At 69.5% G+C, this 26,358-nt stretch carries 28 protein-coding genes and 2 pseudogenes; 8 read left to right on the plus strand and 22 right to left on the minus strand.

Translation table 11 applies throughout. The annotated features are described in order from the left end of the window. Positions 1-19 precede the first annotated feature (19 nt). The 7 genes from Sspor_RS01325 to Sspor_RS01355 all read right to left on the minus strand — a co-directional run bounded on the left by Sspor_RS01325 (position 20) and on the right by Sspor_RS01355 (position 3,561). Positions 20-424, minus strand: coding sequence for a hypothetical protein (locus Sspor_RS01325; RefSeq protein WP_237403586.1), 405 nt, complete (start codon positions 422-424; stop codon positions 20-22). Positions 425-486: 62 nt separating this feature from the next. Beyond that, on the minus strand, positions 487-975 hold the full coding sequence (locus Sspor_RS01330) for a GNAT family N-acetyltransferase (protein ID WP_202197321.1): 489 nt from the start codon (positions 973-975) through the stop codon (positions 487-489). Beyond that, positions 969-1,664 carry a protein kinase domain-containing protein gene (locus Sspor_RS01335; protein ID WP_237403587.1) on the minus strand — a complete coding sequence of 232 codons (696 nt, stop codon included), beginning with the start codon at positions 1,662-1,664 and terminating at the stop codon, positions 969-971. Before Sspor_RS01335 ends, Sspor_RS01330 begins: the two co-directional genes overlap by 7 nt. A 106-nt stretch (positions 1,665-1,770) precedes the next feature. Beyond that, positions 1,771-2,469, minus strand: coding sequence for a DUF6875 domain-containing protein (locus Sspor_RS01340; protein ID WP_202197322.1), 699 nt, complete (start codon positions 2,467-2,469; stop codon positions 1,771-1,773). Beyond that, the gene (locus Sspor_RS01345; RefSeq protein WP_202197323.1) at positions 2,466-2,873 is read right to left on the minus strand and encodes a hypothetical protein; all 408 of its coding nucleotides are present in this window, start codon (positions 2,871-2,873) and stop codon (positions 2,466-2,468) included. Before Sspor_RS01345 ends, Sspor_RS01340 begins: the two co-directional genes overlap by 4 nt. A gap of 113 nt (positions 2,874-2,986) precedes the next feature. After that, positions 2,987-3,385, minus strand: coding sequence for a DUF6415 family natural product biosynthesis protein (locus tag Sspor_RS01350; RefSeq protein ID WP_202197324.1), 399 nt, complete (start codon positions 3,383-3,385; stop codon positions 2,987-2,989). After that, positions 3,382-3,561: a hypothetical protein gene (locus tag Sspor_RS01355; RefSeq protein ID WP_202197325.1), complete on the minus strand. Its 180-nt coding sequence runs from the start codon at positions 3,559-3,561 to the stop codon at positions 3,382-3,384. The genes Sspor_RS01350 and Sspor_RS01355 overlap by 4 nt, the downstream gene beginning before the upstream one ends. A 97-nt stretch (positions 3,562-3,658) precedes the next feature. On the opposite strand from Sspor_RS01355, the gene Sspor_RS01360 reads away from it, so the two are divergent. Beyond that, positions 3,659-3,799, plus strand: coding sequence for a hypothetical protein (locus tag Sspor_RS01360; protein WP_266820704.1), 141 nt, complete (start codon positions 3,659-3,661; stop codon positions 3,797-3,799). Positions 3,800-3,847: 48 nt separating this feature from the next. On the opposite strand, the gene Sspor_RS01365 is transcribed toward Sspor_RS01360, so the two are convergent. From Sspor_RS01365 to Sspor_RS01400, 9 genes and pseudogenes are all read right to left on the minus strand, one after another. Then, on the minus strand, positions 3,848-5,659 hold the full coding sequence (locus Sspor_RS01365; protein WP_237403588.1) for a serine/threonine-protein kinase: 1,812 nt from the start codon (positions 5,657-5,659) through the stop codon (positions 3,848-3,850). Between the two features lie 11 nt (positions 5,660-5,670). Then, positions 5,671-6,060, minus strand: a complete 390-nt coding sequence (locus Sspor_RS01370) for a hypothetical protein (RefSeq protein ID WP_202197326.1) — start codon at positions 6,058-6,060, stop codon at positions 5,671-5,673. A 46-nt stretch (positions 6,061-6,106) separates the two neighbouring features. Next, positions 6,107-6,556, minus strand: coding sequence for a hypothetical protein (locus tag Sspor_RS01375; RefSeq protein ID WP_202197327.1), 450 nt, complete (start codon positions 6,554-6,556; stop codon positions 6,107-6,109). 134 nt (positions 6,557-6,690) lie between these two features. Continuing rightward, complete coding sequence (locus tag Sspor_RS01380; RefSeq protein ID WP_202197328.1) at positions 6,691-6,978, minus strand: hypothetical protein; 288 nt, start codon at positions 6,976-6,978, stop codon at positions 6,691-6,693. Continuing rightward, the gene (locus Sspor_RS40150) at positions 6,975-7,235 is read right to left on the minus strand and encodes a hypothetical protein (RefSeq protein WP_237403589.1); all 261 of its coding nucleotides are present in this window, start codon (positions 7,233-7,235) and stop codon (positions 6,975-6,977) included. The genes Sspor_RS01380 and Sspor_RS40150 overlap by 4 nt, the downstream gene beginning before the upstream one ends. Positions 7,236-7,316: 81 nt before the next feature. Continuing rightward, a pseudogene (locus Sspor_RS41435) lies at positions 7,317-7,589 on the minus strand (helix-turn-helix domain-containing protein); the annotation flags it as partial. 97 nt (positions 7,590-7,686) lie between these two features. Then, positions 7,687-8,007, minus strand: coding sequence for a hypothetical protein (locus tag Sspor_RS01390; protein WP_202197330.1), 321 nt, complete (start codon positions 8,005-8,007; stop codon positions 7,687-7,689). Between the two features lie 239 nt (positions 8,008-8,246). After that, positions 8,247-8,468 (minus strand): annotated as a pseudogene (locus tag Sspor_RS01395) (DUF6192 family protein); the annotation flags it as partial. A gap of 827 nt (positions 8,469-9,295) precedes the next feature. Further along, a complete protein-coding gene (locus Sspor_RS01400; protein WP_202197332.1) occupies positions 9,296-9,652 on the minus strand; it encodes a hypothetical protein in 357 nt (118 codons plus the stop codon). A 633-nt stretch (positions 9,653-10,285) separates the two neighbouring features. On the opposite strand from Sspor_RS01400, the gene Sspor_RS01405 reads away from it, so the two are divergent. Further along, positions 10,286-15,139, plus strand: a complete 4,854-nt coding sequence (locus Sspor_RS01405; RefSeq protein WP_202197333.1) for an RHS repeat-associated core domain-containing protein — start codon at positions 10,286-10,288, stop codon at positions 15,137-15,139. A gap of 17 nt (positions 15,140-15,156) precedes the next feature. After that, on the plus strand, positions 15,157-15,645 hold the full coding sequence (locus tag Sspor_RS01410) for a hypothetical protein (protein ID WP_202197334.1): 489 nt from the start codon (positions 15,157-15,159) through the stop codon (positions 15,643-15,645). Positions 15,646-15,901: 256 nt separating this feature from the next. On the opposite strand, the gene Sspor_RS01415 is transcribed toward Sspor_RS01410, so the two are convergent. Beyond that, positions 15,902-16,123, minus strand: coding sequence for a hypothetical protein (locus Sspor_RS01415; RefSeq protein WP_202197335.1), 222 nt, complete (start codon positions 16,121-16,123; stop codon positions 15,902-15,904). 590 nt (positions 16,124-16,713) lie between these two features. Next, complete coding sequence (locus Sspor_RS01420) at positions 16,714-17,151, minus strand: hypothetical protein (RefSeq protein ID WP_202197336.1); 438 nt, start codon at positions 17,149-17,151, stop codon at positions 16,714-16,716. Between the two features lie 414 nt (positions 17,152-17,565). Here Sspor_RS01420 and Sspor_RS01425 point away from each other — a divergent pair, with 414 nt between their 5' ends. From Sspor_RS01425 to Sspor_RS01445, 5 genes are all read left to right on the plus strand, one after another. Continuing rightward, complete coding sequence (locus Sspor_RS01425; protein ID WP_202197337.1) at positions 17,566-17,826, plus strand: hypothetical protein; 261 nt, start codon at positions 17,566-17,568, stop codon at positions 17,824-17,826. Positions 17,827-18,132: 306 nt separating this feature from the next. Further along, positions 18,133-19,086 carry a pentapeptide repeat-containing protein gene (locus Sspor_RS01430; protein WP_202197338.1) on the plus strand — a complete coding sequence of 318 codons (954 nt, stop codon included), beginning with the start codon at positions 18,133-18,135 and terminating at the stop codon, positions 19,084-19,086. 158 nt (positions 19,087-19,244) lie between these two features. Beyond that, on the plus strand, positions 19,245-19,595 hold the full coding sequence (locus Sspor_RS01435; RefSeq protein ID WP_202197339.1) for a VOC family protein: 351 nt from the start codon (positions 19,245-19,247) through the stop codon (positions 19,593-19,595). Positions 19,596-19,773: 178 nt separating this feature from the next. Further along, positions 19,774-20,022, plus strand: a complete 249-nt coding sequence (locus Sspor_RS40155) for a hypothetical protein (protein WP_237403590.1) — start codon at positions 19,774-19,776, stop codon at positions 20,020-20,022. 507 nt (positions 20,023-20,529) lie between these two features. Continuing rightward, positions 20,530-21,093 carry a DUF6650 family protein gene (locus tag Sspor_RS01445; RefSeq protein ID WP_506005366.1) on the plus strand — a complete coding sequence of 188 codons (564 nt, stop codon included), beginning with the start codon at positions 20,530-20,532 and terminating at the stop codon, positions 21,091-21,093. 715 nt (positions 21,094-21,808) lie between these two features. Here Sspor_RS01445 and Sspor_RS40160 read toward each other — a convergent pair. The 4 genes from Sspor_RS40160 to Sspor_RS01465 all read right to left on the minus strand — a co-directional run bounded on the left by Sspor_RS40160 (position 21,809) and on the right by Sspor_RS01465 (position 25,737). Continuing rightward, a complete protein-coding gene (locus tag Sspor_RS40160; RefSeq protein WP_237403591.1) occupies positions 21,809-23,068 on the minus strand; it encodes a Helicase associated domain protein in 1,260 nt (419 codons plus the stop codon). A 678-nt stretch (positions 23,069-23,746) separates the two neighbouring features. Further along, positions 23,747-25,000, minus strand: a complete 1,254-nt coding sequence (locus tag Sspor_RS40995) for a transglycosylase family protein (RefSeq protein WP_202197341.1) — start codon at positions 24,998-25,000, stop codon at positions 23,747-23,749. A 63-nt stretch (positions 25,001-25,063) separates the two neighbouring features. Continuing rightward, positions 25,064-25,231 carry a hypothetical protein gene (locus tag Sspor_RS01460; RefSeq protein ID WP_202197342.1) on the minus strand — a complete coding sequence of 56 codons (168 nt, stop codon included), beginning with the start codon at positions 25,229-25,231 and terminating at the stop codon, positions 25,064-25,066. A gap of 275 nt (positions 25,232-25,506) precedes the next feature. Continuing rightward, entirely contained in the window at positions 25,507-25,737 is a 231-nt protein-coding gene (locus tag Sspor_RS01465; protein WP_202197343.1) for a hypothetical protein, read from the minus strand. Positions 25,738-26,358 lie beyond the last annotated feature (621 nt).

Here is a 26,358-nt window from a genome sequence, read left to right on the forward strand (position 1 = left end):
CTAGAAGAAAGCTCACAAATTACGAGGTTCCCTCACTCTTCACCCGTAGAGGTGACAGGGACCTATCGATGCACAACGCAGGGCCACTGGGGAGGTGCCCACGGACACCGCGTGCGGGGGAACTCGGGCGCACATTCACAACGAGCACCTCATCAGCGAGCCGGATCTTCGCCCGGTGCAGATCGTCGAGTCGAACCTTCAGCGCCTCTGCCTCTGCAGGAGAGGACCAGAGCGCGCGCGGCGACTTCATGTCGATGCCTGGTTTGACGACGATCCTTCCGGCTTTGGTCTCCTGCAGATCGGCCTCGTTCATCTCGGTCATAAAGCGGGTGGAGCCGCAGATCACGACGATACGCGGGAGACTCAACAGCTTCTTCACGTCGGCGAGCTTCTCCTCGGGGGTGAGCAGATGCGGGTATGACACTGGTTCCTCCTGGTGGTGCCTAGGGGTGCCTGCAGAGACGAGAACGAGAGTGCTGGGTTGCCCTACATCTTCTGCAGCGCGTACGCCTCGTACGGCACAGTGGTTCCGTCTTCGGTGTGCCAGTCAGACGTACCGATATGGGTGAACCCGGCTTTGATCAGGACTCGTCCGGAGGCGGGGTTGTCGGGGTGGTGCATGACCTCCAGGCGGTTGAGGCCGGCGGTGGTGAAGGCGGTGGAGACCACGTGGTTGGCGGCGTGGGTGGCGTAGCCGTGGCCCCAGCTGTCTTCGCGGAGGATGTAGCTGATGGTGCCCATGGACGCCGTTCGTCGCCGCAGCGCGATCAGGCCGATCAGCTCGTCCTCGGTGACGATGCCCCAGCTCCACTGGGCCCGCGGGGTTTCGGCGGCTCGGGCCAGGGCTGCGCGGACCTTCTCGTGGGCCTGGTCGAGGGTGAGGGGCTTGCCGGTGGTGTGCCGGATGGAGGCGCCGCTGTAGATACGGGTGAGGGCGGGGGCGTCGTCGAGGGTCAGGGCGCGCAGGGTCACCATGCGGCGGTCAGCTCCTTCGCGGTGGGGCGGTCGGCGGGGCGGGGGGCGAGGCAGGCGGTGATGGCGCCTTCGAATTCGGGGAACGGCCAGGGCCGGACGTCGCGCAGTGTGGTGGTGGTGCCCTTGGCGATGACGGCGAGCTTGTCCAGCCGGTCGAGGTCGTCGTCGTAAGCGACGGGGCGGTGGCCGGTCCAGCACCAGAACAGGGAAGCGCCCAGGCTCCAGATGTCGGCGGCCGGCTGCGCCTGGACGTGTGTGTCGGCCGGGGTCGCGAGGACGGCGGTGGCGACTTCGGGGGCGGTGGTGTGGGTGAGGGCGCCGCGGTACGGGACGCGGCGGTGGACGTCGTCGGGGCCGCAGGCGAGGGCGTAGTCGATGACTGCGGCGTGGCCGCCGGGCGTGACGAGGGTGTTGGTGGGCTGGACGTCGGCATGGGCCCATCCGGCGGCGTGCATGAGGGCGAGGTGCTCCGTCCAGGTGCGGGCGATGCCCGCGAGCCAGGGGCGGACCGAGGCGCGGTCTCCTTCCGGGCCGCGGGCGAGGGCGAGGGCGCGCCACAGGGGTACACCGTCGATCCAGTTGACGGCCAGCCACCGGCCGCCGTCCCAGGTGCCGGCGCGCACCCGGTAGTCGGGGCTCAGGGCGTTCGCGGCGGTGAGGTGGCGGAGGTGGTCGTCCTCCTGGGCCATCTCGGCGGCCTTGTCGCGGGCGTTGTCGCCGTCGGGGTTGTTGGCCTTCAGCGCGACGGCGCCCTGGGGCCCTGGATCTTCCAGGCCCGGGAGCCGCGCCGGTCGCTCAGGAGCTGGATCGCGGTGGGTTCGCCGGTGTGGCCGGTGAGGAGGGCGACGGCTTTGCCGGGGGGATCAGGCGCCTGGCCCATGTGCGGATCTCCGTCCAGTCGGTGGGGATGTGCTCGAACACGTCGCGGCCGTCGTCGTCGGCCGCGGCGAGCACGGCGGCCAGGTCGGGGGTCGCGGCGAGGAAGCGTGGGTCGCGGCGACGGACGGCGGCCCTCACGGGGAGGAACGAGGCGGGGGCGGCCGGGATCCGGTGGCCGGCCGCGGTGACTTCCCCTTCTCCCGCGTAGAACTTGCCGAACATCACCCCGACCGGGCCGTAGAGGTGTTTCAGCACCCAGTGCGGCCAGGCGAGCAGGTCACGGTGCCGGGTACCGGGTACGTCGCCCAGCAGGACGATGTTCTCGCACCGCAGGGCGCCGTGCGGCCGGTTCAGCAAGGGCCGCAGCCACTCCGCGGCCTGGGCGCCCGCGTGGAAGAGCTCCGCCTGGACGGCGTCGGCGTCGCCGTCGGCGCGGTAGACCGTCCAGGTCGTCAGGCCCCGCTGGAGCGACGGGGGGAGGTAGGGGCAGTGGGCGGTCATCTGGCGTACGTAGCCGCTGATGTCCACGGATCTCGGCCGGGTGGTGGCGGCTTCAACGAGGCGCAGCGCCCCGGCGGTGGGCCGGGGCGCTGCGATGGTGCGGCCGGTGGTCACCGGCTGGCGGTCTCCGGCTGGTCGTGCGCGACGTCGTCGCCGTCGCCGCCGCCGGCGGGGCCGCAGTCCCACTCCGCGACCACGGTGCCGGTCTCCCGGTAGCGGGCGATGGCGCCCTGGTCGAGGTTGCCGTCGGCGTCGGTGAACCAGATCTTCGGCAGCGGCCCGTACGCGGCCTCGTAGGCGGCGACCCAGGCGATCGGGCCGTGGCCGTTGTTCGCGACGTGACGGATCGGCTGGCTGGCGGTCTCCAGGCACAGGGCCTCGTAGGCGGGGGTGCCGAGCAGTTCGTGCCACGCCTTGTCGACGGCCGGGGAGAACATCTCGGGTGCGGACTGGCCGGTGTGGAAGCGCTGGCCAGTGATGGTCAGGAACCGTCCCAGTTCGGTGGTTGCGGTGCTCACGGTGGTGCCCCTCTCGGTGTCGAGTGGTGCTCCCCCGGCCCGGGTTGGGCCAGGGGTGGTGCCGTGCACCGCGCACCCGAAGGGATCCGGTCCCGGTCGGGTGCGCGGTGGTCTCAGGGGGCCATGGCGGCCTGGGGTGCGACGCCCGCGAGGCGGTCCAGGCGCTCGTACAGGGCGCGGACGAGCCGGGCCCGGTTCTGGGCGCAGCGGGCGGTGCCGTCCGGCGGGACGGACAGGCGGCGGCTCGCTTCCTCGAGGACGACGTCGGCCAGGGCGCGGGCGGCGTGGTCTTCGGGCAGCAGGTCGGCGGCGCGGCGGACATCGGCGGCGACGGCGCGGGCGGTGCCGGTGAGCAGCAGGGCGATCTGTTGGAGGTCCGCGGGTGGAAGGCTGGGGTTCCCGGTACATCCGAGCACGGCCTTGACCAGAGCCTTGTGGAGCTCCCGGTCGAGGGGGAGTTCCGTGTCGAGGTGCCCCTCGGGGTCGTGGAGGACCAGGTGCGTGCTGCTCATCGGGCGCCCGCCGCGTCGTCGTCCTGGTCGTGGTCGCCGGTGTCGGCGGCCGGGGCCTGGACGGCGAGGAAGCGGGCGTAGCCGCGATCGGCGCGAGCGATCAGCGCCGCGGAGGGCTGGCCGAAGGCGTGCGGCTGGTCTTCCGGTTGGAGGCCGGCGGGTGTGGGTGCGCTCATGGGCACCGCCTCCGTGTGCTGAGTGCGTCGCGTCGGTGTCGTTCGACGCTACGGAGGTCACGGCTCTGTCCTCAACGAGATTGCGGGAAATTGCGGAGTGCCGCTGGCCGCCGCGACGGCCCTCGTGGGCTGGTTCGTACCGCTGCTCGGGATCAGCCTGCTGGTGTTCCTGGCGGCCGACGTGGCGCTGGGCTTCGCCGCGTCGCGGCGCCGGGCCGGGGCCGGCGCCGGCGTCTAGGGCAACGTCCGTGGGCCGGGGCTTCCCCGGGAGCCCCGGCCCACGGCGTCAGCCGATCTTCCAGAGGGTGAGTGCGGTGACGTAGTCCGGCATGGGGCCGATGGACCCCTTGCTCGTGTCGAGCACGACCTCGGTGATGCGGAGCATCGCCAGGTTGTTGTCACCGGTGACGGTGCACAGCACCGTCCCCTTCGTGAGCGTCTTGCCCGCCTTCAGCTCGTCCTTGCCCACCCTGGAGGCCAAGGTGTTGGTGGCGACGGCGTCCCGGCACTCCTCCGGCGTGGTGCCGGTGCTCTTGCCCATGGCCGTCAGGAAGCGCAGATCGGCGTCGCCCCAGTCCTGGTAGGTGAGCTCCATGCCCTGGGTCTTGCCGATGGCTCCTTTCGGGAAGATCTGCGGGGCGTCCAGGTCGACGTGGGTCCCGGTGCTGGAGGAGGGCGCGCGCAGGGTCAGGGGCTTGTCCTGGAAGACCGGCGTGTACGCGGACTTCGGCGAGGAGGAGGCCGAGGGCGCGGTCTTGGGCCCGGACGAGACCGGGGCCGGAGCCGGGGCCTGGACCTGCGCCTGGTCGGAGGAGGCGGGCGCGACCGGCCCCTCCTGCTTCGCGTCGTCCTTCGCGGCGCCGCCGCCGTCGAGCAGCCGGACCGCGCCGGCGCCCGCGAGGACGGCCAGTACGAGGCCGGCCCCGATCAGCACGCCCCGGAACCGCTTCGGTCCGGGGGCCGGCGCGGGCGCCGGGCCCGGCACCGGGGGGTGCGTCGGGTGGCCGGCGGCCGGCGGGGGACCCGCGGGCCGGGGCGGCGCGCCCACCGTCGGCGCCCCGTACACCCCGCCGAAGGCGCCGGCGGGACCAGCGCCCGTACCGCCCGTACCCGATCCGCCCGCGCCAACGCCCGCGCGGCCCGTACCCGCGCCCGCGTCCGCGACCGTGGGCACCGGCGGGTTCTCCGCGGCCCGCACCCGTCGGGCGATCTCCAGCCCGACCGGCTCCGGGAGCCAGCCGTCGAAATCGTTCAGCGGTCGCCCGGCGAACAGTTCGCACATCGCGGCGAGCTCGTCCGTACCGATCCGCTCCGCCGGATCCGCCGTCAGGCAGCGCTCCAGCAACGGCCGCAGCTCCGCCGGGTAGCCGTTCAGGTCCGGAGGCAGCCGGTCGGTGTTGGCGATCCGCACACCGAGGGCGGTGGCCCCGCCCTCCCCGTACGGGTGCCGCCCGGTGGCCGCGACCGCCGCGATGAGCCCGACCGCGAACAGGTCGCTCGCGGTGGTGACCTCGGCGCCCAGCGTGTGTTCGGGGGACATGTACTGCGGGGTGCCGATGACCCCGCCGGTCCGGGTGAGCTGCGTACTGTCGGCGGCCCGGGCGATCCCGAAGTCGATGACGTACGGACCGGCCGCGCCGAGCAGGAGGTTGGCGGGCTTCAGATCGCGGTGCACGACCCCCGCCGCGTGGATGGAGGCGAGCGCCCGCGCCGTGCAGCCGACCAGCTGGAAGACGGTGTCCAGCGGGAGCGGACCGTAGGTGCTCACGGCGTCGTGCAGCGACAGCCCCGGCACGAACACCGATGCCAGCCAGGGCGTGGCGCCGGTGGTGTCGTGGTCGAGGACCGGGACGAGGTGGTAGCCCTGCACCCGGCGGGCGGCCTGCACTTCCTGCTCGAAACGGCGCCGGAAGTCGGGGTCCTGCCCGAACTCCCGGCGGATGAGCTTCAGTGCCACCGGCTGGCCGCCGCGCGTGTGCGAGAGGTAGACGGTCCCCATGCCGCCTTCGCCGATCCGGGCGAGCAGCCGGTAGCCGGCGTTCTCGCGGGGGTCCTGGGGTTCAAGTGGGGCGAGTATGCCGCCGGTTCCGGTAGTCACGCTTGCGCAGCCTACGACAACGGGCGGGGGAGGACGGCACTGGCCTGCGGGAACGGGGGCCGGGGCGGGGGGTGTTGGGGTGGGGGTGCGGGCCCGGGGGAAGGCATCGGCAGCGAACCCACGAAAACGAGATAGCCGCGAACCTGGACCACATCCACGCCCTTGGAGCCCGGCGCCATCGACCCGTCGACGGTTCCGGGCGGCATGCGCCAAAACAGTTGGATCTCCCGCTCGGCGGCGTACCCGCCCGGGAGCGGATCGCCCTTGCGTACCGGACGCAGCGGGGGCTGTACCGCGGCGCCGTCAGCACTGGCGGAGTACCACGTGGGGGTGGGAATCGGGACGGGGGTCTGTGCGGTCTCGTCGCGTACGAGCGGATCGCCGAGGCTTGCTCGGGCCATGGTGGGGCTCTCTTTCGGTGGGTACGGAAAGTCAGGGGCCGGCGGGTTACTCCCACCAGCCGACAGGGGTGAAGGAGCACTGGGCTTCGGGTAGTTCCTCTTCCGCCTTCTTCGGCGGTGCGGTCCTGTTCCAGGGCCTGACGAGTCCGCGCTGGGCCCGCTGCTGGGCGGTGAGTCTGTTCCGCAGGTGGTTGACGACGGCGTTCGTCTTAGCGAGCGGGTCGTGTGCCTCGTAGCCCGTCCAGGGCTGTGCCACGCGTCCCTCCGCGGCCTCGCGCAACCGGTCTCGCTCGTCTTCGCGTTGCAGCTCGTACGCCGCGGCCCCTACACGGCTCTCCCACTCGCGCCACGGTTGCTCGTCCGTCCAAGCGACGGGAGTGCCGCAGCCGTTGAGCACCGGCACCGGGGAGACCATCCGGGACGGCGGCCCCTCGGGGCGGTAGGGGGCCCTGGGGCAGCTCGGCGGGGGCTTGGCGAGGGTCTGCTCAGCCAGCACCCGAACGGGGCTCACAACTTCTTGTACGGGCTCCGGCTCCGGTTCCTCTACGGGGAGGTCGGCGTCGATGAACACAGGGCCGCCCCGCAGCATGGTCCGTCGCTGGTCGCCTCGCGTACGCGTACGTCGCATCGTCAGTCCACCAGATCGGGCAGGCCCGACGCCCGCGGCGGTACGGGTCGCGCCGCCTTCCGCGCCAGGGCGAAAGTCGGCGGCGGGTCACCGTCACCGCGGCGACGGACGACCGGCGGGGAAGGCGGCCGGGAGAAGTCCACCAGCGCCAGCCTCGACTGGTAGTCGGCCTCCTTGGCCGCCAGGGCCTCGGCGTAGTCGCCGCGGGCCTCAGGAGTCGAGAGGTCGGTGATCGGCTCGGCAGGGGCGTGCCGCGGCCGGCGCAAGGGGTTGAAGCACTTCATGGTCACCTCGGCTGGATGAGTCGCTGGTACGCCTGCGGTCGCGGCTGCGGAGGAGGAGGTGGCGGAGGTGGTTCCGGGATGAGGTAGCCGATGGGGGCCACCTTCCGCGGGCCGTGCTCCGGCTCCTCCTGCTGTGCCAGGTACGACGCCTCCCGCTCGCGGTGCCGCTGCTCCTGGTCCCGGCGGGCGAAGTAGCCGGTAGCGAAGTCGGTGACGACCTCTGATTCGTCGTCATCGGTGGCCAGCGCCTCGGGGACCGTCATGCGAGGACGGCCCTGTGCTGCTGGTGGCCGCGCTGGCATCTCCGCGGGCGCGGCGCTGTTCGTGATGCTGTACACCTCGGCGAGGCGGTTAAGCGCGGTCGGCAGGCGCCTCCCGGACTCGGCCCCGTAGACCGACATGGGAGGTACCCCTGCCCGCTCCGCTGCCTCCTTCACGGTCCAACCCCGCCTGAGGCGGGCGTCCCGAAGGCGGCTGCCGCGGGCGGCACTCTTCGTACGATTCATAAAGCCATTGTTCGCGCTTTGCGCAAAACCGGGTAAGGGCCTTTTAGCAAGGGGCAAAGGTTTTTCGCAAGGGCTGTTATCGGCACGCAAAAAGCGCACCCTGCGGCGCATAGCGTTAACTCAGATGGAGACCCCGTAACTCCTTGGGCCATACGGGGAAACGGAGTCCCGGTCTTTTGTGAGGGAGTATCTCCCTCACCGGTTTGCGCTATGCACAGTGTCGCGTGCGCGTTTCACTGCCGAGCACGGAGGCCAGGATGCGCCACCCAGGAACGGCTTCCGGTGTCCGCGTCGCCGTCCAGCCGCCCCGGCCCCAACGGCGGAAGGTCACCGGCGACCAGCCCGGTTCCCACGTCTGCACGGCCTCGGCGACACCCTGACCGGAGATCCACACATCGCGCAGCAGACGCCACCCATCTGCTTCTCCGAGATCGACAACGAGGACGTCGGCCCGGGTCGCCACGGTCACGCGCCGGCCGTTGTGCTTATAGGCGACGGCCTTCGGCAACATGAGCACGACCCCGTGCACCGGCCTCCACCACTCCACACCACCGGCCCACGAACACCCTCTCTGCGGGTTTGGGTGGAGACGCTCGAAGGCCCGGCGTTGCCCCCCTCGCAGACCACCCCGGTACGAGCAAGGAGACTCGTCCGGGGTGGTGTCCTGCTGCGGGAGCTCGGGGTCACTGTGTGCCAACCGGGCCAAGATCGCCGCTCTGCGCTGCTGTCCGCTCCGGTAAGGCGAAGTACCCCGAGCCATCACACGATGTCGGACAGGCGGAACAGCGAGTCCTTGACCGTGAACAACTCCTCGCCCCTGTCCTGCGGGCCCTGCTCTCGCATGGGCTCGATCTCCAAGGCGTAGTCCCCGATCGCGAACTGACCCCGGGTCTGGGCCTCCACGATCTTGCGCAGCTCCGCGACGATCTGCTCGTAACGGTGGGCGCTGACGCTGCCGACCTTGTCGGCACTCTCGATCTTCTCGGGCATGGTTCTCACCACCCTGAACGGGCCGGGGCACGGCCCCTCGGCCGTGACAAGACGCGGCCCACTGCGTGACCGAGAGTCGAACCCACCTGCCGAAGATCACAATGGATGACTGGAAAGAGCCGGAATCTGATCGAAGGTCCGATTCGGATGCGTTCGTGGAGAGGTCACTGTGACCGTTCTCCGAACGATTCGTTCCGCGACCGCCAGGCCCTCATGACGCACCGCCGCGAACAGAAAACAGCGTCCGAACGCCGATCCACCCCGGCCACCCAGACCGTCCCGCACTCGGGACACGCCACCCGCCCTGACCCGTTCAACTCCGCCATCACCCGGCGCCGCAACCGACGATCCCGCCGCCATGACCTGGCACGACACGCCGTCGAGCAGAACACTGCGTCCGGCCGCGCGGCTGGCCTCAACCGGCCACCGCAGCCTCCACACACCCGCACTCCGGGACGCCCGGAACCCTCGGACACCACTACAGGCTAGAGCCCCGGACGCCTCGAAAACCGGGATATGGAACAGGCTCACTGAGGGGCGGCAACGCGCTGCGGGGCGCCCAGCGGGCCGTACAGCGACTAGAAGGGTACTGAGGACAGCCTCCCCCTGCTCTCGCGGCGGGGATTGCCGTCGCGGGGGCGGCCTCCCAGTCGGCGTTCTCCTGCTGCCGGGAGACCTCGGCGGCAACCAGACCCCGCCCGCGCAGGCCGTCCTGGCCCAAGTAGGTGCCGTCTTCGACCGACCTGACCTCAATGCCAGCGCCCGCCGCGCAGTCCCTCCTCCGACACCGCACGCCGCGCACGCGCAGTCCGAGGCAGGAGAGGGGATCAGGCTCCGATGCCGACGGACGAGACGTACGCGTAGGCGGCATAGTCGGAGTCGAGGTCGGTGATGACGTCGTCCCAGATCTCGTCCACCATCGCCTCGTCCCGGGCGGCCCATGCGCTGACCAGGTCGGGCCAGATGTACCGGACGGTGATGGAGCGGTCGCTGAGGGGGCGGGCGTACTTGGCGTCGACGTGGCTCTGGTCGACGGGGTAGATCTCCATGCGGCTGCCGCGGCCGTTGTTGTCGGGGTGGCGGACCAGCCAGCGGGAGCGGATCAGGTTCTCCCGCCGGCGCCACCAGTACGCCGCGTCAATCCGCTCCCTGGACGCCGGGGACGGGGTGGCCTTCCCGCGCATCCAGGAACGCACCGTGCGGGCTGTGACGCCCTGCCCGGCCAAGGCCTCACGGCCGGCCGGGCTGTCGAGGTGATGAGGCGGACGCCGGACTTCTTCCGATCGTGGACGCCGCTGGTGGTCTCGCGGAGCTGGCCGATCGGAGCCAGACTTGAACGTCGACAAGTTCGCCGCGTTCATGTCCAGGGCGCACCTCTCGAACTCCGCTCCCTTCTGAGCCGCTTGGAGGATCTCGGGATGGCGCCACTTGGGACGGCCCTCCCAGATCTCGTCCGCACCCCTCTGCGAGCGCTTACGCAGGACATCAGGGGTCGGCGGGAACTCGGTAGTGCTCGTACCGGCCACCGACCCGCGAGGCCTTGAACAGGGCCAACACCTCGGGGATCGTCACGGTCCGCCGAACACGCCACGCTGAACGCCCTCCTGGACCGCGCCACCGCCGTACTGATCAAGCAGACCCGCCAGACGACGACATGTCCAACCTCCCCCTGTGTCCCCGGCCCACCCGCGGCGCCTGCGCCGTCCGCCTCAACCCCGACCCCGGCGGTTTGCGAATGCGGATTACCCGTCAGGCCGGTCGCATGATAGGACTGTTCGACTGTTTGAGCGAATTCGGCTACGGAGGGCGGGGGTTGCGTGTCTGTCACGGTGCCCGATTGGGCGGACACACTGCTGGATCTGATCGGTGTGGCCTGGCCGAACGTGGACGAGGACGCCTACCGGGACATGGCGGACTCGCTCCGGGAGTTCGCCGAGGACCTCCTGGACGACGGCCAGCTCGCGAACAACCACGTCGAACGCCTGCTCTCCGCGAGCAAGGGCGAGTCGATCGAGGCCCTGAACAAGCACTGGAACACGGTCAAGGGCAAGCACTTCAAGGACCTCGCCTCCGCGGCCCGCACCATCGCCGGCGCCATGGACCTGGCCGCCGACGCCGTGGTCGCCATGAAGTCCGCCGCCCTGGTCCAACTCGGCTACCTGGCCACCGAAGCGGGCATCGCGCTCTCCCTCATACCCGTCACCGGCGGCCTGTCGATGCTGATCGGCGCGGGTGCCATGCGCGCCACCCAGGAGGTCATCAAGCGCCTCATCAAGGAGTGCATGGAGGAGGCCGTCGGCTACATCGTCTCGGCCATGACCGAGCCGGCCGTCGCCGCCCTGGAGGGCATGGCCGCCGACCTCGTCGTCCAACTCGGCTCGATGGCCCTCGGCTTCCAGGACGGCGTGGACCTCGACCAGGCGAAGAACGCGGGCAAGGACGGCTTCAAGGAAGGCGTCCAGTCCGGCAAGGAATCCCTCCACCTCGCCTCGGCCGGAGGAGGCGGGGGCGGAGGCGGGGGCGGTACCGGCCTGGTCGACCTGCACATCGAGCACTCCGAACACGACCGCGCCGGCACTCACCTCAACACGGTCAGCACCGGCATCCACGGCAAGACCACCTCCAAACTCACCAAGGCCAAGTCCCACCACGGCCGCACCCGGGGCCGCGACTCCATCGCCCAGGCCATCGACCCCGTCGCCGACAAGGCCCTCACCGCCCTCACCAAAGCCACCAAGGCCATGGGCGACCACGTCGGCACCACCCTTCCCAAAGCGGTCAAGCAGATCTCCACCGACCACAAGAAGAACGACCAGGCCCTCCACGACGACTTCAACCGCCTGAAACGCAATGGCTCCGGCTCCGGCGACGCGAGTGCAAAGGGCAACGGAAAAGGCGGCTCCGGCGGCGACAGCGACAGCCCGCCCTCCGCCCGGGACCCGCGGTCCACACGCGACGTCAAGGACGATCCGCGCGGGAAGGGTGTACCCCTCAACGGGCGCCGCTGCGCCACCGACCCGGTGGACGTGGTCAGTGGTCAGATGGTGCTCGCGCACACCGACCTCGCCCTCCCGGGCGTCCTGCCGCTGATCCTGCGCCGCACCCACATATCCGGTTACGACTACGGACGCAGCTACGGCCCCGGCTGGGCCTCCACCCTCGACGAGCGCCTCGACATCGACGTGGACGGCACGGGCGGGAGCGTCTGGGCCCGCGAGGACGGCTCGCTGGTCTTCTACCCGCGCCTGCCCCGTGACGAGCGCGACGAGGTCCTTCCCGCGGCCCGCTCCCGGCTCGCGCTGCGCCTCGTCGAGCGCACCGAGTTCGGCGACGTGACGTACGCGATCTCCGACGGCCACTCCGGCCTCACCCGCTCCTTCACCGGCAACCCGTACCACGGCAGCGCGTGCCACTGGCTGACCTCCCTCACGGACCGCAACGGCAACGCCGTGCACTTCCGCCGGGAGGCGGACGGCCGCCCCCTCTCCGCCACCCACGATGGCGGATACCAGGTCGAGTTCACCACCGACCCCGCCGGACGCCTCACCTCGCACGCTCTGCGCACACCCGACGGGCCTCGGACGCTCCACGTCTTCGGCTACGACGACACCGGGAACCTGCGGACCGTGTCCCACGCCGACAGCGCCCCTCTGGTCTTCGCCTATGACGCGGCGGGCCGCATCACCTCGTGGACCGACCGCCACGGAGCGGCGTACTCCTACGCCTACGACGCCGCTGGCCGCGTCATACGCACTACGGGACCGGACGGCATGCTCTCGTCCCGGTTCTCGTACACGACCGACCCGCGCCACCCGGAGCTGCGCATCACGCGGTTCGCGGACTCCACCGGCGCCGTGACCACCCACCGCATCAACGCCCTCGGCCAGGTCGTCGCCGAGACCGACCCGCTCGGGAACACGGTGCTGCGGGAGTGGGACGGCTACGACAACCTGCTGGCACGGACCGACCCGCTGGGGCACACCGCCCGCTTCACGTACGACGACAACGACAACCTCACCATCCTGCACTTCCCCGACGGCACCCGGTCCACCGCCCGGTACGACGACCTGAACCTGCTCGTGGAGCTGACTGGACCCGACGGCGCCACCTGGCGCCAGGAGAACGACGAACGCGGCAACCGGACGGCCGTCGTGGCTCCCGACGGCTCCGTGGCCCGCTTCCACCACGACGAGAACGGTGCGCTGATCAGCCGTACCGACCCGTCGGGCGCGGTGGAACGGCTCACGCGCGACGCCGCCGGCCTCGCCCTCTCGCTGACCGACGCGCTCGGCAACACCTTCTCGGTCGTACGGGACCCCTTCGGCCGCCCCCTCGAAGGCACCGACCCCCAGGGTGCGGTGACCCGTACGCAATGGAGCCCGGAGGGGTGGGCGCTGCGTACGACCGCGCCCGACGGCGGTGCGGAGAGCTGGACATGGGACGCCGAGGGCAACTGCACTTCGCGCACGGACGCGGCGGGCGACACGACCCGCTTCGAGTACGGCCCGTTCGACCTGCTGACCGCGCGGACCGGTGCCGACGGCGCCCGCTACGAGTTCCGGCACGACACCGAGCTGCGACTGGTCCAGGTCCGCAACCCGCAGGGTCTCACCTGGGACTACACCTACGACGCGGCCGGAAACCTGACGCGGGAGAGCGACTTCGACGGCCGCGGCCTCGACTACGCCTATGACGGTGCGGGGCGGATGGTCTCCGTCACGACCCCGACCGGTGACGTGCTCACCAGTGAGTACGACGCCTGCGGCCGTGTCACGCGCAAGCAGGTGGGCGACGTGTCGACCCGCTTCGGTTACGACACGTCGGGACAGCTCGTGTCCGCCCTCTCGACGTCGGCCTCGGCATCCTCGTCTGCATCTGCCGCCGGGGCCGCCGTCTGCTCCGTCACCGTCGAACGCGATCAGCTCGGCCGGATCCTCGCGGAGACGGTGAACGGGCGCACCATGCGCTACGCCTACGACGCCACGGGCCGGGTCGTTGCACGCACCACGCCGGGCGGGACCGTCTCCCGGGCCTCCTACGACACTGCGGGGCGGCGCGAGGCGCTCCTGGTGGGCGGCCACCGCATCGGCTTCGAACGGGACGGCCGGGGCCGGGAGCTGACCCGCAGCGTCGGGAGGGAGGACCGGCCGCTCGTCATCGGTTCCACCTGGGACACCGCGGGCCGGCTCGCCACCCGCAAGGTGACCGCGGGCGACCGGACGCTGCGGTCCCACTCCTACGGCTACCGTGCGGACGGCCACCTCGACCGGCTCACCGATGAACTCGGTGGTGTGACGCTCAACTTCGAGATGGATCCGGTCGGTCGCCCACTGCGGGTCACCGCGGCGGACTGGCAGGAGTCCTACGCGTACGACTTGGCCGGCAACCAGACCGCGGCCGACTGGCCGGACCGCGCGCACCGCGCCGAGGGGCGCGGCGAGCGCACGTATCGGGGGACGCGGCTGATGGGCGCGGGGGGCATCCGGTGCGAGTACGACGCGGCGGGGCGCACCGTGGCGCGGCACCGGACGACCCTGTCGGGCCGCAAGGAGGCGTGGCGCTACACCTGGGACGCGGAGAACCGCATGACCTCATGCCGGACGCCGGACGGGGTCCTGTGGCGCTACGACTACGACCCGCTGGGCCGCCGGACCGCCAAGCACCGCATGGCGCAGGACGACCGCACCGCCGTGCACTCGGTGCACTTCGTCTGGGACGGCACCCGTCTCGCCGAGCAGGTCGACACCGCGCACTCCACGGTCACCACGTGGGAGTACGACGGGTACCGCCCGCTGGCGCAGTGGGAACGGCGACTGCGCGCGCCGCAGAGCGCGCCGGCCGTGGAGGGGGCAGCCGTGGAAGGGGCAGCCGACCGGGACATCGACGCCAGGTTCTTCGCGATCATCACCGACCTGGCGGGCGCGCCGAGCGAGCTGGTGGACGAGGACGGCCGGATCGCCTGGCACGCCCGGTCCACCGTGTGGGGCGCGACGACCTGGAACCGCAACGCGGCCGCCTACACGCCGCTGCGGCTGCCGGGTCAGTACGACGACGCCGAGACGGGCTTGTACTACAACCTCCACCGGCACTACGACCCGCAGACGGCCCGCTACGCCAGTCCTGACCCGCTGGGCCTGGGCGCGGCCGCGAACCCCGTCGCGTTCGTGGTCAATCCCTACCGCTGGTCCGACCCCGAGGGCCTCATCGCCAAGGGCTGTACGGAGCACGGCGGCTGGTACAGCGGTCTCAGCCCGGCCAACCTGAAGAACGAGGACGGTACGCGGCGCACGGAGACCAATATGGAGGTCAACCACATTCCGGCGAAGAATGCGTACGCGCACCTGGACGAGCCCGGCTTCAAGACCAACAAGGACGGCGGCGGCGCCGGCATGGGCCCGGCGATCCGGATGGAGTACGACGACCACCGCGGGGTGACGAGCACCGGATCGAGCGCGGAGTCCATCAAGTGGCGGGCCGACCAGCGTGCGCTGATCGACGCCGGTCGGTGGGACCTCGCGATGAAGATGGACATCGACGAGATCCGGGAGTTGTACGGCGACAAGTACGACACGCACATTGCGGACATGGTGGAGAGCCTCAAGGTGAACAAGAAGTTCCAGAAGATGCTCGAGAAGCGGGAGTGGACAATAGACTACGAAGTGCTCAAGTAGACAATCGGAGAAGCAATATGGATCTGCTCCTGACACCGCCGACCGCCGCCGGACCCGTGCACCTCGGCAGTACGTACGAAGAGGCGGTGGCCGCGCTGCAGCCCTGGGGCGAGCCCCGGGTCGTCGGCCCGACCTCCCGGCGCGCGCGCCGGCTCATGGGCGATGTCGACGGGGTCGGCTACACGGTGTTCTTCGATGCGGAGGACCATGTGACGGCCGTGGAGCTGTGGTGGCCCGGCGAGGGCCGCCGGAGTACCACGCGCGTCCTCCTGGACGGTCATGATGTCTTCGCGGACCCCGCCGACACGATCCTCGCGGAGCTGACCGGGCGCGGCGCGACCGTGGACACCGAGGACCCGGAGAACATCGTGGTCCCGGGCGTCTCGCTGGGCTTCACCCGCCAGACCTCCCAGGAAGTGCCCCGCGGACCGCACGGCCTGCCCGTCTCCTTCACCTCGGTCCTCGTCGCGGGCAAGGACTACTACGATTTCCGCGACGCGCAGTAGCGAGGCGGGCGGCCGGCACGCCTGGCTGTCCGCCTGCACTGCGCCTGCACTCCGCCTTCCAAAGCCGTGAACGCCTCGGCCACCACATGCAGACGGCCGACCCACGCTTCCTCGGCCGACAAAACCCCCATGCCGATCCGCGACGACTCGGTCGTCGAGGCTCCCGGAGGGCGAACAACAGGACGGCCGCTGCCGAACCGGTGGCGGCCGTCCTGTCGCGTACGAGCGGCCTCAGCCACTTCCGTCAGGTGAGGGGTCAGGCTCCGATGCCGACGGAGGAGACGTAGGCGTAGGCGGCGTAGTCGGAGTCGAGGTCGGTGATGACGTCGTCCCAGATCTCGTCCACCATCGCCTCGTTACGGGCGGCCCAGGCGTGGACGAGGTCGGGCCAGATGTACCGGACGGTGATGGAGCGGTCGTTCAGGGGCCAGCTGTACTTGGAATCCACGTGGCTCTGGTCGACGGGGTAGATCTCCATGCGGCGGCCCCGGCCGTCGTTGTCGAGGTGGCGGACGAGCCAGCCGGAGCGGATCAGGTTCTCCCGCCGGCGCTCCCAGTACGCGTCCTTCCGGCTTCGCCTTCAGGACCTGGGCCCGCTGCCGCGGGCCAGCTGGCAGCGGTGAGGGGGCTGGGGTGGTCTGCCGAGTGCCGGCGACGGTGTCAGTGGCCCCGGCTCCGGTGGGGCTGGCTCTCTCCCGCCCCTGGCCCTTCCGAATGTGCCGCTGCCGCGTGCCGGCCCGGCTAAGGTCCACTTCGACGGGGTCGGTGGCGAAGCCTCCAGCACAGGAAACCCAACGGCATAAACCTCCCGGTCTGCGCGGGGGTGGTCACGGCCCAACCGGCGGCCGGGGAAAAAGGGCCAAGCAGACGCTTGCCAGCGCCGGCCCCGTCCCAACCCAGTCCAGACAGCGGTAGGCGGCTACGCCTGGTCTCTCCAGCCGTCTCCCATCAGGGCGGAGCAGGACGGAGAAGCCGAGACGACCGACGCAACCGGTCCCGGTGCATCATGCCTGGCAAGCGCACCCCGCCGTGCAGCCGGACTCCTCCGACGCGATCCCACATCCGTATTCAGGGGGCGAAGTACCAGCAGTACAAGCCTCGTCCAGCCCTGACCGCCTCCCGGGCGAGCGCCCCAACTGCCTCAAGGATGTCCACGGCCTCCTCACGCGAGACCTCATCGTCCGCGCGTGAATCGAGAGCCGCCCACCCCTCGGCAATCCCTCCCAACCGCAGCGTGCCAGCCCCCGCGAGCAGGGCCCGCAGGCCCGCGCCCACCTCGAACACTCCGAAACCGTCATTCGCTGTGGGAACCACCATTCGCGGCTCCCCCTGCGCGATCCGGTCGATCGGCTCGCCGGTAAACAGGCTCTCCCACTCCAGTACAGCCTCATCCGGGAAGAACCCCTCGAACACGACCGCCGGGAGACCGTGATCCCGATACCGGGGACGCATCCCGGCTGCCGTCACATCATCCGGAGCAACGAAAAACTCGACGGTGATAGCCATAACGAGATCATGCCAGGCACAAGAACTGGGCTGAGCGCCCTGTCGGACCCCTGAGCGCCGACCTGCCCGGAGCGACGCCCCTACGGCTCCACTCCGGACAGACTCCACTGACGCTCCGCCAGATGCCTGTGCAAGCCCGGGAATCGACGGTTCGCAAGCGGCCGTTCAAGGAAAGGCCCGGCGCAAGCGCCGGGCCGGTGGCGTTGACACGCCACCGGATGTCCGCGCAAGCGCGGACGTCGAAGGGGTGTCCGCTGACGCTCCCGCCCCTTCAGGTCCTTACGGCTCCGCCGCCAGGACCAGGCCCGCTGCCGCGGGCCAGCTGGCAGCAGTAAGCGGGGCTCGGGCTGGCTTCTTCTGCTGGTGCCTGCATGATGGACCGGCAGATGGGATGAAGAACGAGTGGGGGGCGCCATGAGCCGGATCAAGCGATGGACGATCATCAGCACGACACTATGCGTGGTGATATGGGCTGCCGTCGCCGTCATCATGCTCAGCCCTGCTACCCAAGGCATCCAAGACGCCCTGGGGAAATGGATCAAAGCCCTGGCCGTGGCACCCGCAGTCATCTCACTGACCGGCTTCTGGGTCATCGGAGCAAGCGGCGGACCCCAGGACGGCACATGGGGCAGCACCCCCGGCCCCACCTACGACGGCAACGAAGGAACCCACTGACCTCGGGAGCCGCCAGCCGCCTCCAGGACCTGAGCCCGCTCCTGCGAGCCGGCTGGCGGTAGCAGCTGCTTGGGGAGGGTTTACGCCGCTTGCAGGGCTGCTCACTCTTCGGCTGCGGTTTGAGCCGCGTGGCGCGATTCACGAATGGACCGTGTGATGTGCCATGGGTCTGTGCAGCGGAACTTTGGTCTGGAGCGGTTGCGTGTCATCGCACGACGGCGGACGGCAGGGAGGTCAGCGCGCGGTGGTCACGGGTCAGGCTCAGTCGAGGAGACGAGTGGGCCCCGGCATCAGAGGTGGGTGCTGGTGGCCTCGACCTTGCCGGGGCTGGCGGCGCTAGCGGCGGCACTCTTCACGTGGATGCAAGTAGGGCAGGCTAGCAAGGAACTGCGTGTTTCCGAAGAGGGGCAGATCACCAACCGGTTCAACAGCGCAGTCGTCAACTTGGGAGCATCGTCCCTGCACGTCCGGATCGGCGGCATCTACGCCCTTGGCCGCATCATGCAGGACTCGGCGCGAGATGAACCTGCGGTCACCTCGGTATTGTCCGCCTATATCCGTGACAAAGTCCCACGGAATTTCGAAAAGCCTGAGGACCCGGCTGTGCTGCCCGCCGACGTCGCGGCAGCACTCACCGTCCTGGCCAACCGCCCAGTCGAGCCACTGCCATCTATTCCGCATCTGACATTTGTCAACCTTACAGGCCTCAATGATGGCTCTCTACCGCTTTTCAAAGGCACCGGTTTGACCAAACGAAATTTCCGCTATGCAGACCTGGGCGGCTCCGACCTGAGTGGGGTACTTCTCTCCAATTTCGACTTCCACCATGCGATTCTCGCAGCAGTAAACTGGGAAAATTCACACCTGGCCAAATGCGACCTGAGTGAAGCAATTCTACGCGGCGCGAATTTGGCAAATGTGAATTTCTATTACTCAAACCTCAGTCACGCCGACCTCGGCCACGCCGACTTGTCCGGTGCAGCGATCCGGCACGACACCACCTTCAGCAACGCTGATTTCAGCGCTGCTGACCTGACTAATGCGGATCTGAACCACGGGATTCTGACCGGGGTAAAGCTAGCCAAAGCCAACCTCACGCACACCAACCTCTCTGGCGCCGACCTGCGCGGCGCTGACCTGCGCGACGTCGACTTCAGCACTGCTGATCTGCGAGGAGCTGACTTGCGTGGCGCCAAATTGAGCGGGGCTGACTTGGAAGGCTCAAAAATGGACAAGAATACGCTAGGTGTGCCTCAGTGAGTAAGAGGTATTCAGGACTGGGCCCGCTGCCGCGGGTTGACTGGCGGCGAAGGGGCGGTCGTGTCATCGGATCGAGTCGAAGGTCTTCTTGGGCCTGAGCGTGCCAGGATGCCGGGGGGGGGCACGACCGCTTGCACGTCGACGGGCAGGAGCCAGCCATGATCAGCGGTGCACATGTCATCCTCTACAGTCAGGACGCCGAGGCGGACCGCGTCTTCCTCCGCGACGTCCTCGGCTTTCCCGGCATCGACGCGGGCGACGGCTGGCTCATCTTCAAGCTGCCCCCGGCCGAGGTGGCCGTGCACCCGACCGACGGCCCACCGCAGAACGAGTTCTTCCTCATGTGCGACGACCTTGACGCCCAGCTCGGCGAGTTCCGCGCGCAGGGTGTCGAGATCACCCGTCCGGTCAGCGAGCAGCGCTGGGGCAGACTGACTGCGATCCGGCTTCCCAGCGGAGCCGAACTCCCGCTGTACGAACCGCTGCACCCCGTCGCCCACGGTCTGTGACCTGGTTCTGTTCACGAGTTCCGGCCGTAGTTGTGCACGACTTCGGGAGGCGCCCCGCCTGGGCCGTGGTTGATGTTCACAGGGGCGGGAGGCGCCTCGTGGACCCTCCCGCCGGCCGAGTGGAGGCAGGCGTCGGCTGGGCCAAGTCCGGATGTCAGGCACGCCGTAGGGTGGTCTGATGTTCGATCGTTTGGAGATCAAGGTGTTGCCGCGGGGATCCCGGTTCGCTGCCCAGGTGCGGTTCTGGGTCAACGGCGAGGACTTGGTCGAGGAAGTGATCGGCGGATCCGAACCATACGCGGGCCGCGGGCCGTACGCGTCTGATGCCCTGCCGGCTGGCCGCCCCAGCCCTTACCGGGCGACCGGCGAGGCACGCCGCCTGGAGCTGGGGCAACCGGGACCACCGGTGACTGCTGCGGCTTCCTGACCGTGGTCGTGCAGCGATTCGAGGAGATCGTGCAGTGGTCGGACTGGGAGGTTCCGTCGGAGTCCCCGCTCGCACCCGCGCCCTACCCTCCGCCGGAATTCCACTTCAACGCGAGTCAGTACGACGCCAAAGCGACTCGCGCTGAGGCGGCTGGCTGGTGGCAGGTACACCCGTAACCCAGAAGCACGCCGCGGCCCTATACGGCTGGGGCTCTTACCGGCCCGTGTCCGTGGTCAGCGGGGGAACGATCAGGCCTTGGCGCTGTCGAAACATGGGGTCTGGTTCACTTTCCGTGAAGCGCACACGCTGAGTGAGTCCCGTGCGGGAACCGTAGTCGGCAGCTTCGACTGTTCGTTCGGATCGCCGTGCAGCGGTGGACGCGGGCGGAGAGCCGTATCACCCGGGCGGAGGCTGACTTTTGCGACCCGGCCAGTCGGACCGTCTGGCTTTCCTGTGGGCGTGTGAAAATGCTGGCTCTCCTGTACGCCAGAAGCAGCTGGCGGTGGGATGTTCAAGCAATGGCGATGGCGCTGGCGCGGTCGGCTACAGACGATCAACCTATCGTTCTTTGGACAGGGCGCCACCGTGGAGCTCAGCCCCCTGGGTGAGCGCGATCGGGCGAGGTCCATCCTGCTCCGCCTGGAAGACCACCGGGTGCTCTATGCGCCGTATGAAACCGAGGAGGCAGATGGGACCTGGGGGTCCATCGAGGAACTGCGTGCGTATCTGAACGAACAGGTCGAGCAGTGCGAGTCAGAAGAACTGCGGAAGCAAGTGCGCGCGATGCACGCCGCCGTGAGGCAGTGGCTCACCGATGTCGAGTCAGCACACAGATTCGTTGAGAGAATAAGTAACCCAGACGCCCCACCTAGGGATCTGGATCGGAAGCAATGGATGTGGGGACTTCAGGCACTGGGTGTGCTGCGCGGCCGGGTTGGAGTTGCCATCGCTGAGATCGGCCGAGAATTCGACATCCCAATCGACGGCGACCTCGCCCACATCACACCACCTGACGTGGATGCTTCCGAGCGCGGCGCCAGGCTGTCACCGTTGTACTTCGATGAGGAGTAGCTGCGTCACGTGCGCCTGCGGGGTCCCGTCCGTGCCGCGCCCGGTAACCCGGGACCAGCACCGGACCTTCGCGTCAGCGTGATGGTCACGCCAGATCGCTGCTTCGATCGGCCTACCGTTACGCCCCTGCGGATCGCTGCTTCCTTCCCTCAAAACTTTCCAGGAATCTGGATGTGGAGGTCGTGCCTCTTTGGGCTGGGGTTTCTGTTCATCGTGGGGTCGTGCAGTCCGGACATTGCTGGCGGCAGGGTCAGGTGAAGGCCGGGGCAGGGTCTTCGTCGGTCCAGTCGCCGTCGAAGAGTGCTGCGACGAGTTGGGCGTGTTCGGGGTCGAGTTGGCCTGTGCGCATCTTGGTGCGGGTCTTGGCGAACCAGGGGCCGATGTTGACGGTGTCGCCGTCGACGGTGATGGTTTCGCGGGCGGTTGGGGCGCGGTGTTCTCGGTGAAGGAAGAGTTCGAGGAGCTGGACGGTCTGGGGGAAGATGCAGCGGGCTGTCGGGCGGGGGGCCAGGCTGGTGGTGGTCGGGGTGATGCCGAGGGCTTCCAGGAGCTGGCGCTGGCCGGTGGCCAGGGTGGTCCAGTGGGTGAGCTGGCGGATGGCCCAGCCGCCGAGGTTGATGCTGCCGGTGGTGGTGTCGGGGGTGAGGGGGCGGCCGGTTTCGAGGTGGTGGCGCAGTTGGTGGTATTTGCGGTGCCAGTCGGGGCCGTGTGGGAGTTACCAGTGGGGGTCGAGTGCGGCCAGGTCGGCGGCCCGCTGGGGGGCGAGCTGGTCCTTGGCGGCGTGGGAGCGTTGTTCGGCGAGCCAGGCGCCGATGGGGGTGGTGGCGAGGGCTGCGAGGTGGCCGTGGGTGTGGTGGTAGTCGGCTGCGGCGGTGAGGCGGGCGCGCCAGGCGGCCTGGTGTTTGTCCCAGATCATGCCGAGTGCGTCGAGTTCGGCGATCCACTGCGGGTCGAGGCGGCCGGCTGTCCGGGCTTCGCGCATCGTGTTGATGAAGCTGCCCAGTTCGAAGCCGATCGGGTCGGCGGGGACGTCGAGGTGGCCGTAGTCGTCGTGGAAGGCCTGTGCGGCGGCGAGGCCCGCGCGGCGTGAGCGGGTCAGGAGGCCGTGGGGGTTGAAGGCGATGAGGTCCATGGCGCGGGCGATGCGTTCGGGGTGGAGGGTGAAGTCGAAGTGCCAGCGCTTGGCGACCAGGGTGCTCGTCTCTTTGGGGAGCCGGTTCGCTTTGTCCGGGAGGCGTTCCACGATGCGGTGGTCGTGGCTCGCCAGCGCTGTGGTGATCGCCCACACCGGCTCGTAGGCGGTGCCGAGGATGTCTTCGGGGTCGGCGTCCGGTGGGAGGTAGACGGGGACGATCAGGGAGGCGGTTTTGCCGGAGACGTCCAGGCGCAGGGCGCGGCCGAGGGCTTGGACGCAGCGGATGACGCTGCGGGTGGGGTCGGCGAAGACGACGGCGTCGACGCTGGGGATGTCGACGCCTTCCGAGATGAGCTTCGCGTTCGTCAGGATGGCGTGGTCGGCGGCGGCGAAGGCTGCGAAGGTGGCGGCCCGTTCGTCGGGGGTGTGGTCTCCGTGGACGAAGAACAGGGCCGGGTCGAGGTCCGGGCACAGGTCGGGGGCGTTCCGTCTGAGCAGGCGCAGGGTGTGGCCGAGCTCGCGGGTGAAGCGTGTGGCGTCCTCGACGAGGTGGAAGTACACCAGCACTCTGCGCAGGCCGTGCTGGGTCATGGCCTTGAGGACGGCCAGGTGCAGGGCAGTGGTGCGCGCCGCGGCCTCTCCGGCCCCGCCATGGGCGGTGCTTCCGTCCGCGGCCGGGGTACCGGCGGTGCCGGGTGGGGGGAGGTTGAGGACGGCGCGGAGGTCGGCGTCGGTGATCGTGGGGACCACGATCCGGTAGTCCGCGGCTCTACCGTCCGCGATGGCGGTCGCCAGGGGATATTCGAAGATCTTTTTGCCGTAGACGGCCTCGCTGTTCATCGAGTTGGCGGACGCGTCGGCCAGCGCGGCGGCGGGACGGTGGCGGCGCGGGCGGATCAGGCTCGCGGACTCCGATCCGACACCTCGGGGGCGGCAAAGCTGCGCGGGGTCGCGGTCATGTAGAGGCGGCGGTCCGCGTGGATGGCCGCGCCGTCGTTGATGACCGTCCACTTCTTGTCCGCGGCCCGCGATCCGGTGCGCCTCGTCCATGATCGCCAAATCGAACGGCGACACCGGACGGCCGGTGTGCTGGGCATCGCGGATCTTGTCCAGGGAGTCGTAGGTGCACACCACGGTGAGAAACGGGATCCGGTCCGGGCCCGGGCCGACCACCGACAGCAGCGCCGCGAGCGCGGTCGGACTGCCGGTCGAGCCGACCTGGCGTCGATGACCTCGCCGCGCGCCTGGCGGTCACGGTCGAACACCGCGTCGCCGACTCCGAGGCGGCCGCCGCCGGTCACTGGTGTCCCGCCGCCGCGCAGCGCCTCCTGAGCATCTGCAAGTTGCGGCGGCGCCAGTTGACCACCGCCACGCGCGCCATCCCGGCCGCCTCGGCGAGCAGGACCCGGACCGTGTCCGGCGTGACCTGGGCGAGGGCGGCGAGCAGCCGCCGTCACAGCCGTGGCGGCACGGCCCGGCCCAGCCCAGACAGGCACAGGGCCGGGCCCGAGCAGAGGGTTAGGCGCCGGGGGTGGCGCTGATCTGCTTGAAGCCTGCGGCGTCGCCGACGAGGTTGAAGGGGCTCCAGGACCCGGCGGCGTAGTCGCCGTTCGCGTTGTACACCCGGTCATCCGAGCCGATCGCGTACAGGTGCACGGTCTTGCCAGCAGGGGTGGCAGCGAGCTGCTTGAACCCGGCCGTGCCACTGACCACGCTGTAGCCGCTCCACGTGCCGGCGGAGTAGTTGCCGTTGTTGTTGTAGATCCGATCGTCCGAACCGATCGCGTACAGCCTGACCGTGCCCTCGCTCGTCGCCGTGGCAGCGACCTGCTTGAAGCCGGCCGTGTTGCCGACGAGGTTGTAGCCGCTCCACGCGCCGGTGGAGTAGTTGCCGTTGTTGTTGTAAATCCGGTCGTCGGAGCCGATGGCGTACAGCCGGACGGTGTTGCCGGTCGCGGCGGCGGTGATCTTCTTGAATCCTGCGGTGCCGTCCACCAGCTGGAGGGTGGTGAAGCTGCCCTGGGTGTAGTCGGCGCTCTTCCCGTATACGCGGCCGTCGGAGCCGAGGGCGAAGAGGCGGACGGTGTTGCCGGTCGCCACGACCGAGATCTGCTGGAAGCCCTGCGTGTTGTCGACGAGCTGGAAGCCGGTCCAGGTGCCGGTTTTGTAGTTGCCGCGGTCTTCGTAGATACGGTCGTCCGCGCCGATCGCGTAGACGTGGACCTCGTCGCCCACCTGGATCGAGGTGGTCTGCTTGAAGCCCTGCGTGCCGTCGACGCTCTGGTACCCGTCCCACGTCCCTACCGAGTAGTTCGCGTTGTTGCCGTACACCCGGCCGTCCGAACCGATCCCGTACAAGTGGACCGTCGCGGAGACCGAACCGGTGGGCGGGACGTCCGGGTAGGGGTCGGCGTGGTCGTCGGCGAGACCCGCGGCTGCTCCGCAGCTGCCCCAGGCTCCGGCGCCCTGACCCGCGAGGATCTTCTCGGCTATCAGGATCTGCTGCTGCTTGGTGGCCTGGTGCGGGTATGCGGCGTACTGCTGGCCGCCGTAGGCGTCCCACGTCGGCTTGTATATCTGGAGTCCGCCGTAGTAGCCGTTGCCCGTGTTGGTGCTCCAGTTGTCCGTCGACTCGCAGTGGGCGACCTTGTCCCAGGTGGCGAGGGAGGCGGCGCTCGCAGTACCGGCGGGCACCAGGGAGAGGGTGAGACCGGCAAGGGTCAGGCCGGCCAGGGCGGCGATCTTCGTGCGGGGACGGACGGTTGCAGACATGGGGATACCTCGGTTCGGTGGTTCGGCGTGTGTGCGGAGGGTTGACTGACGAGCGCTGCGGTCCTACGACCAGCCCATGGAGTCCGCGGAGGTTCCGGCCTGCTCGGCGGCGGGAGCGGCGGCAACCAGGCGGCCCGGTCCGTCGACCTGGCCGGCGGCGTTGACACCGAGGGCGGTGAGGGCGGAAAGGGCGGTGACCGCGGCGGCCTGGGCGATACGGGTGCGGAGCATGGGGGTGCCCTCTTCTGACAGTTCGAGCGATGGGTCCGTGTCCTCAACCGGCCTGCGTCCCGCGGTGGCGCTGTCCGGTCCTGGCCCGCCGGGAGCTGGTCCCTGCTGGCGAGAACTACTTTCGTCGCTGTTCAGAGGGGGTGGAAGGGGATTGGGGTGGCCCGAAGCGGCATTGGACCGATCCGTCCAGCGAAGGCTCGGAAATGGGCGGCTGGTTTTCGAACGCGGCGGCGATGAGCGGCACTTCCGGCCTCAGTGGCGTCCAGTCGGCGAGCTCAGGGCAGCGCGAGAGCAGAAGGCGGATCAGGATGGTCGCGTGTTCCTCCGCCTCCGGGAGACTGCGCGCGCAGGTACAGGCCGATCACGGGATCCGGCCGGGCGTGCGGATGGACACTGATGTGCTCGGCTCCGTCGTCCGGGCCGAGGCGGGAACGGATCAGTGTGGGCAGGTCTATGGCGGCGCGGGCGTCGCGCGGTGCGCGCAGTCCGGTGTGGACGAGGTACATGAAGTCGACTCTTCCAACGGCCGACTCGCATGTCAGGCGCTGCGATGTGGCCCGTTCGGGCCATGGCCTCTTGGGTCCACAGTGTGGACAGGGCGCGGTCTCGCGTGTCCCGGGTCCTGGCCGTGCCGGATGGATGAAGGCTCTGCTCTTGCGTGCCGGGTATACGAGCGTGGGCATCGACCTTTCGGGCCGTGCACGGATCATCTAGAACTTCGGCGCGCCTCGAACACCGACCCTGCGGCTGGGTGAGGTTCAATCAAGCGGTCGTGAGAACAGGTGTTTGACGGCGCATCATCTACCGGCCGGCAGTGTTCCTCGGGACGCGTGGCGCCACCTGGATGCCGGCCGGTGGCGGCTTGGGGCAGGAGGCTGTGGTCTGCGTTGGGTGGGGTGAGTTCCCCGGCGGCCATCCGGAGCGGATGGCCGCGCTTGCATCGTGCCGCGACCAGGCTGGACAGGCGGTCCGGTCTGAAGGATCCCGCACCGACTTCGACCAAGTGGTGCGGCTTGAACAGCACACGGATCGCTGCGAAATCGCGGCGGTCAGGGAATGTCAGGGCTCATGGTGGTGAACGAAATCCTCGGGCACAACCAGGTTCGCCCAGCCTCCTTCTGTTGGCG

It is taken from the genome of Streptomyces spororaveus (assembly GCF_016755875.1).
Taxonomy (GTDB): Bacteria; Actinomycetota; Actinomycetes; order Streptomycetales; family Streptomycetaceae; genus Streptomyces; species Streptomyces spororaveus.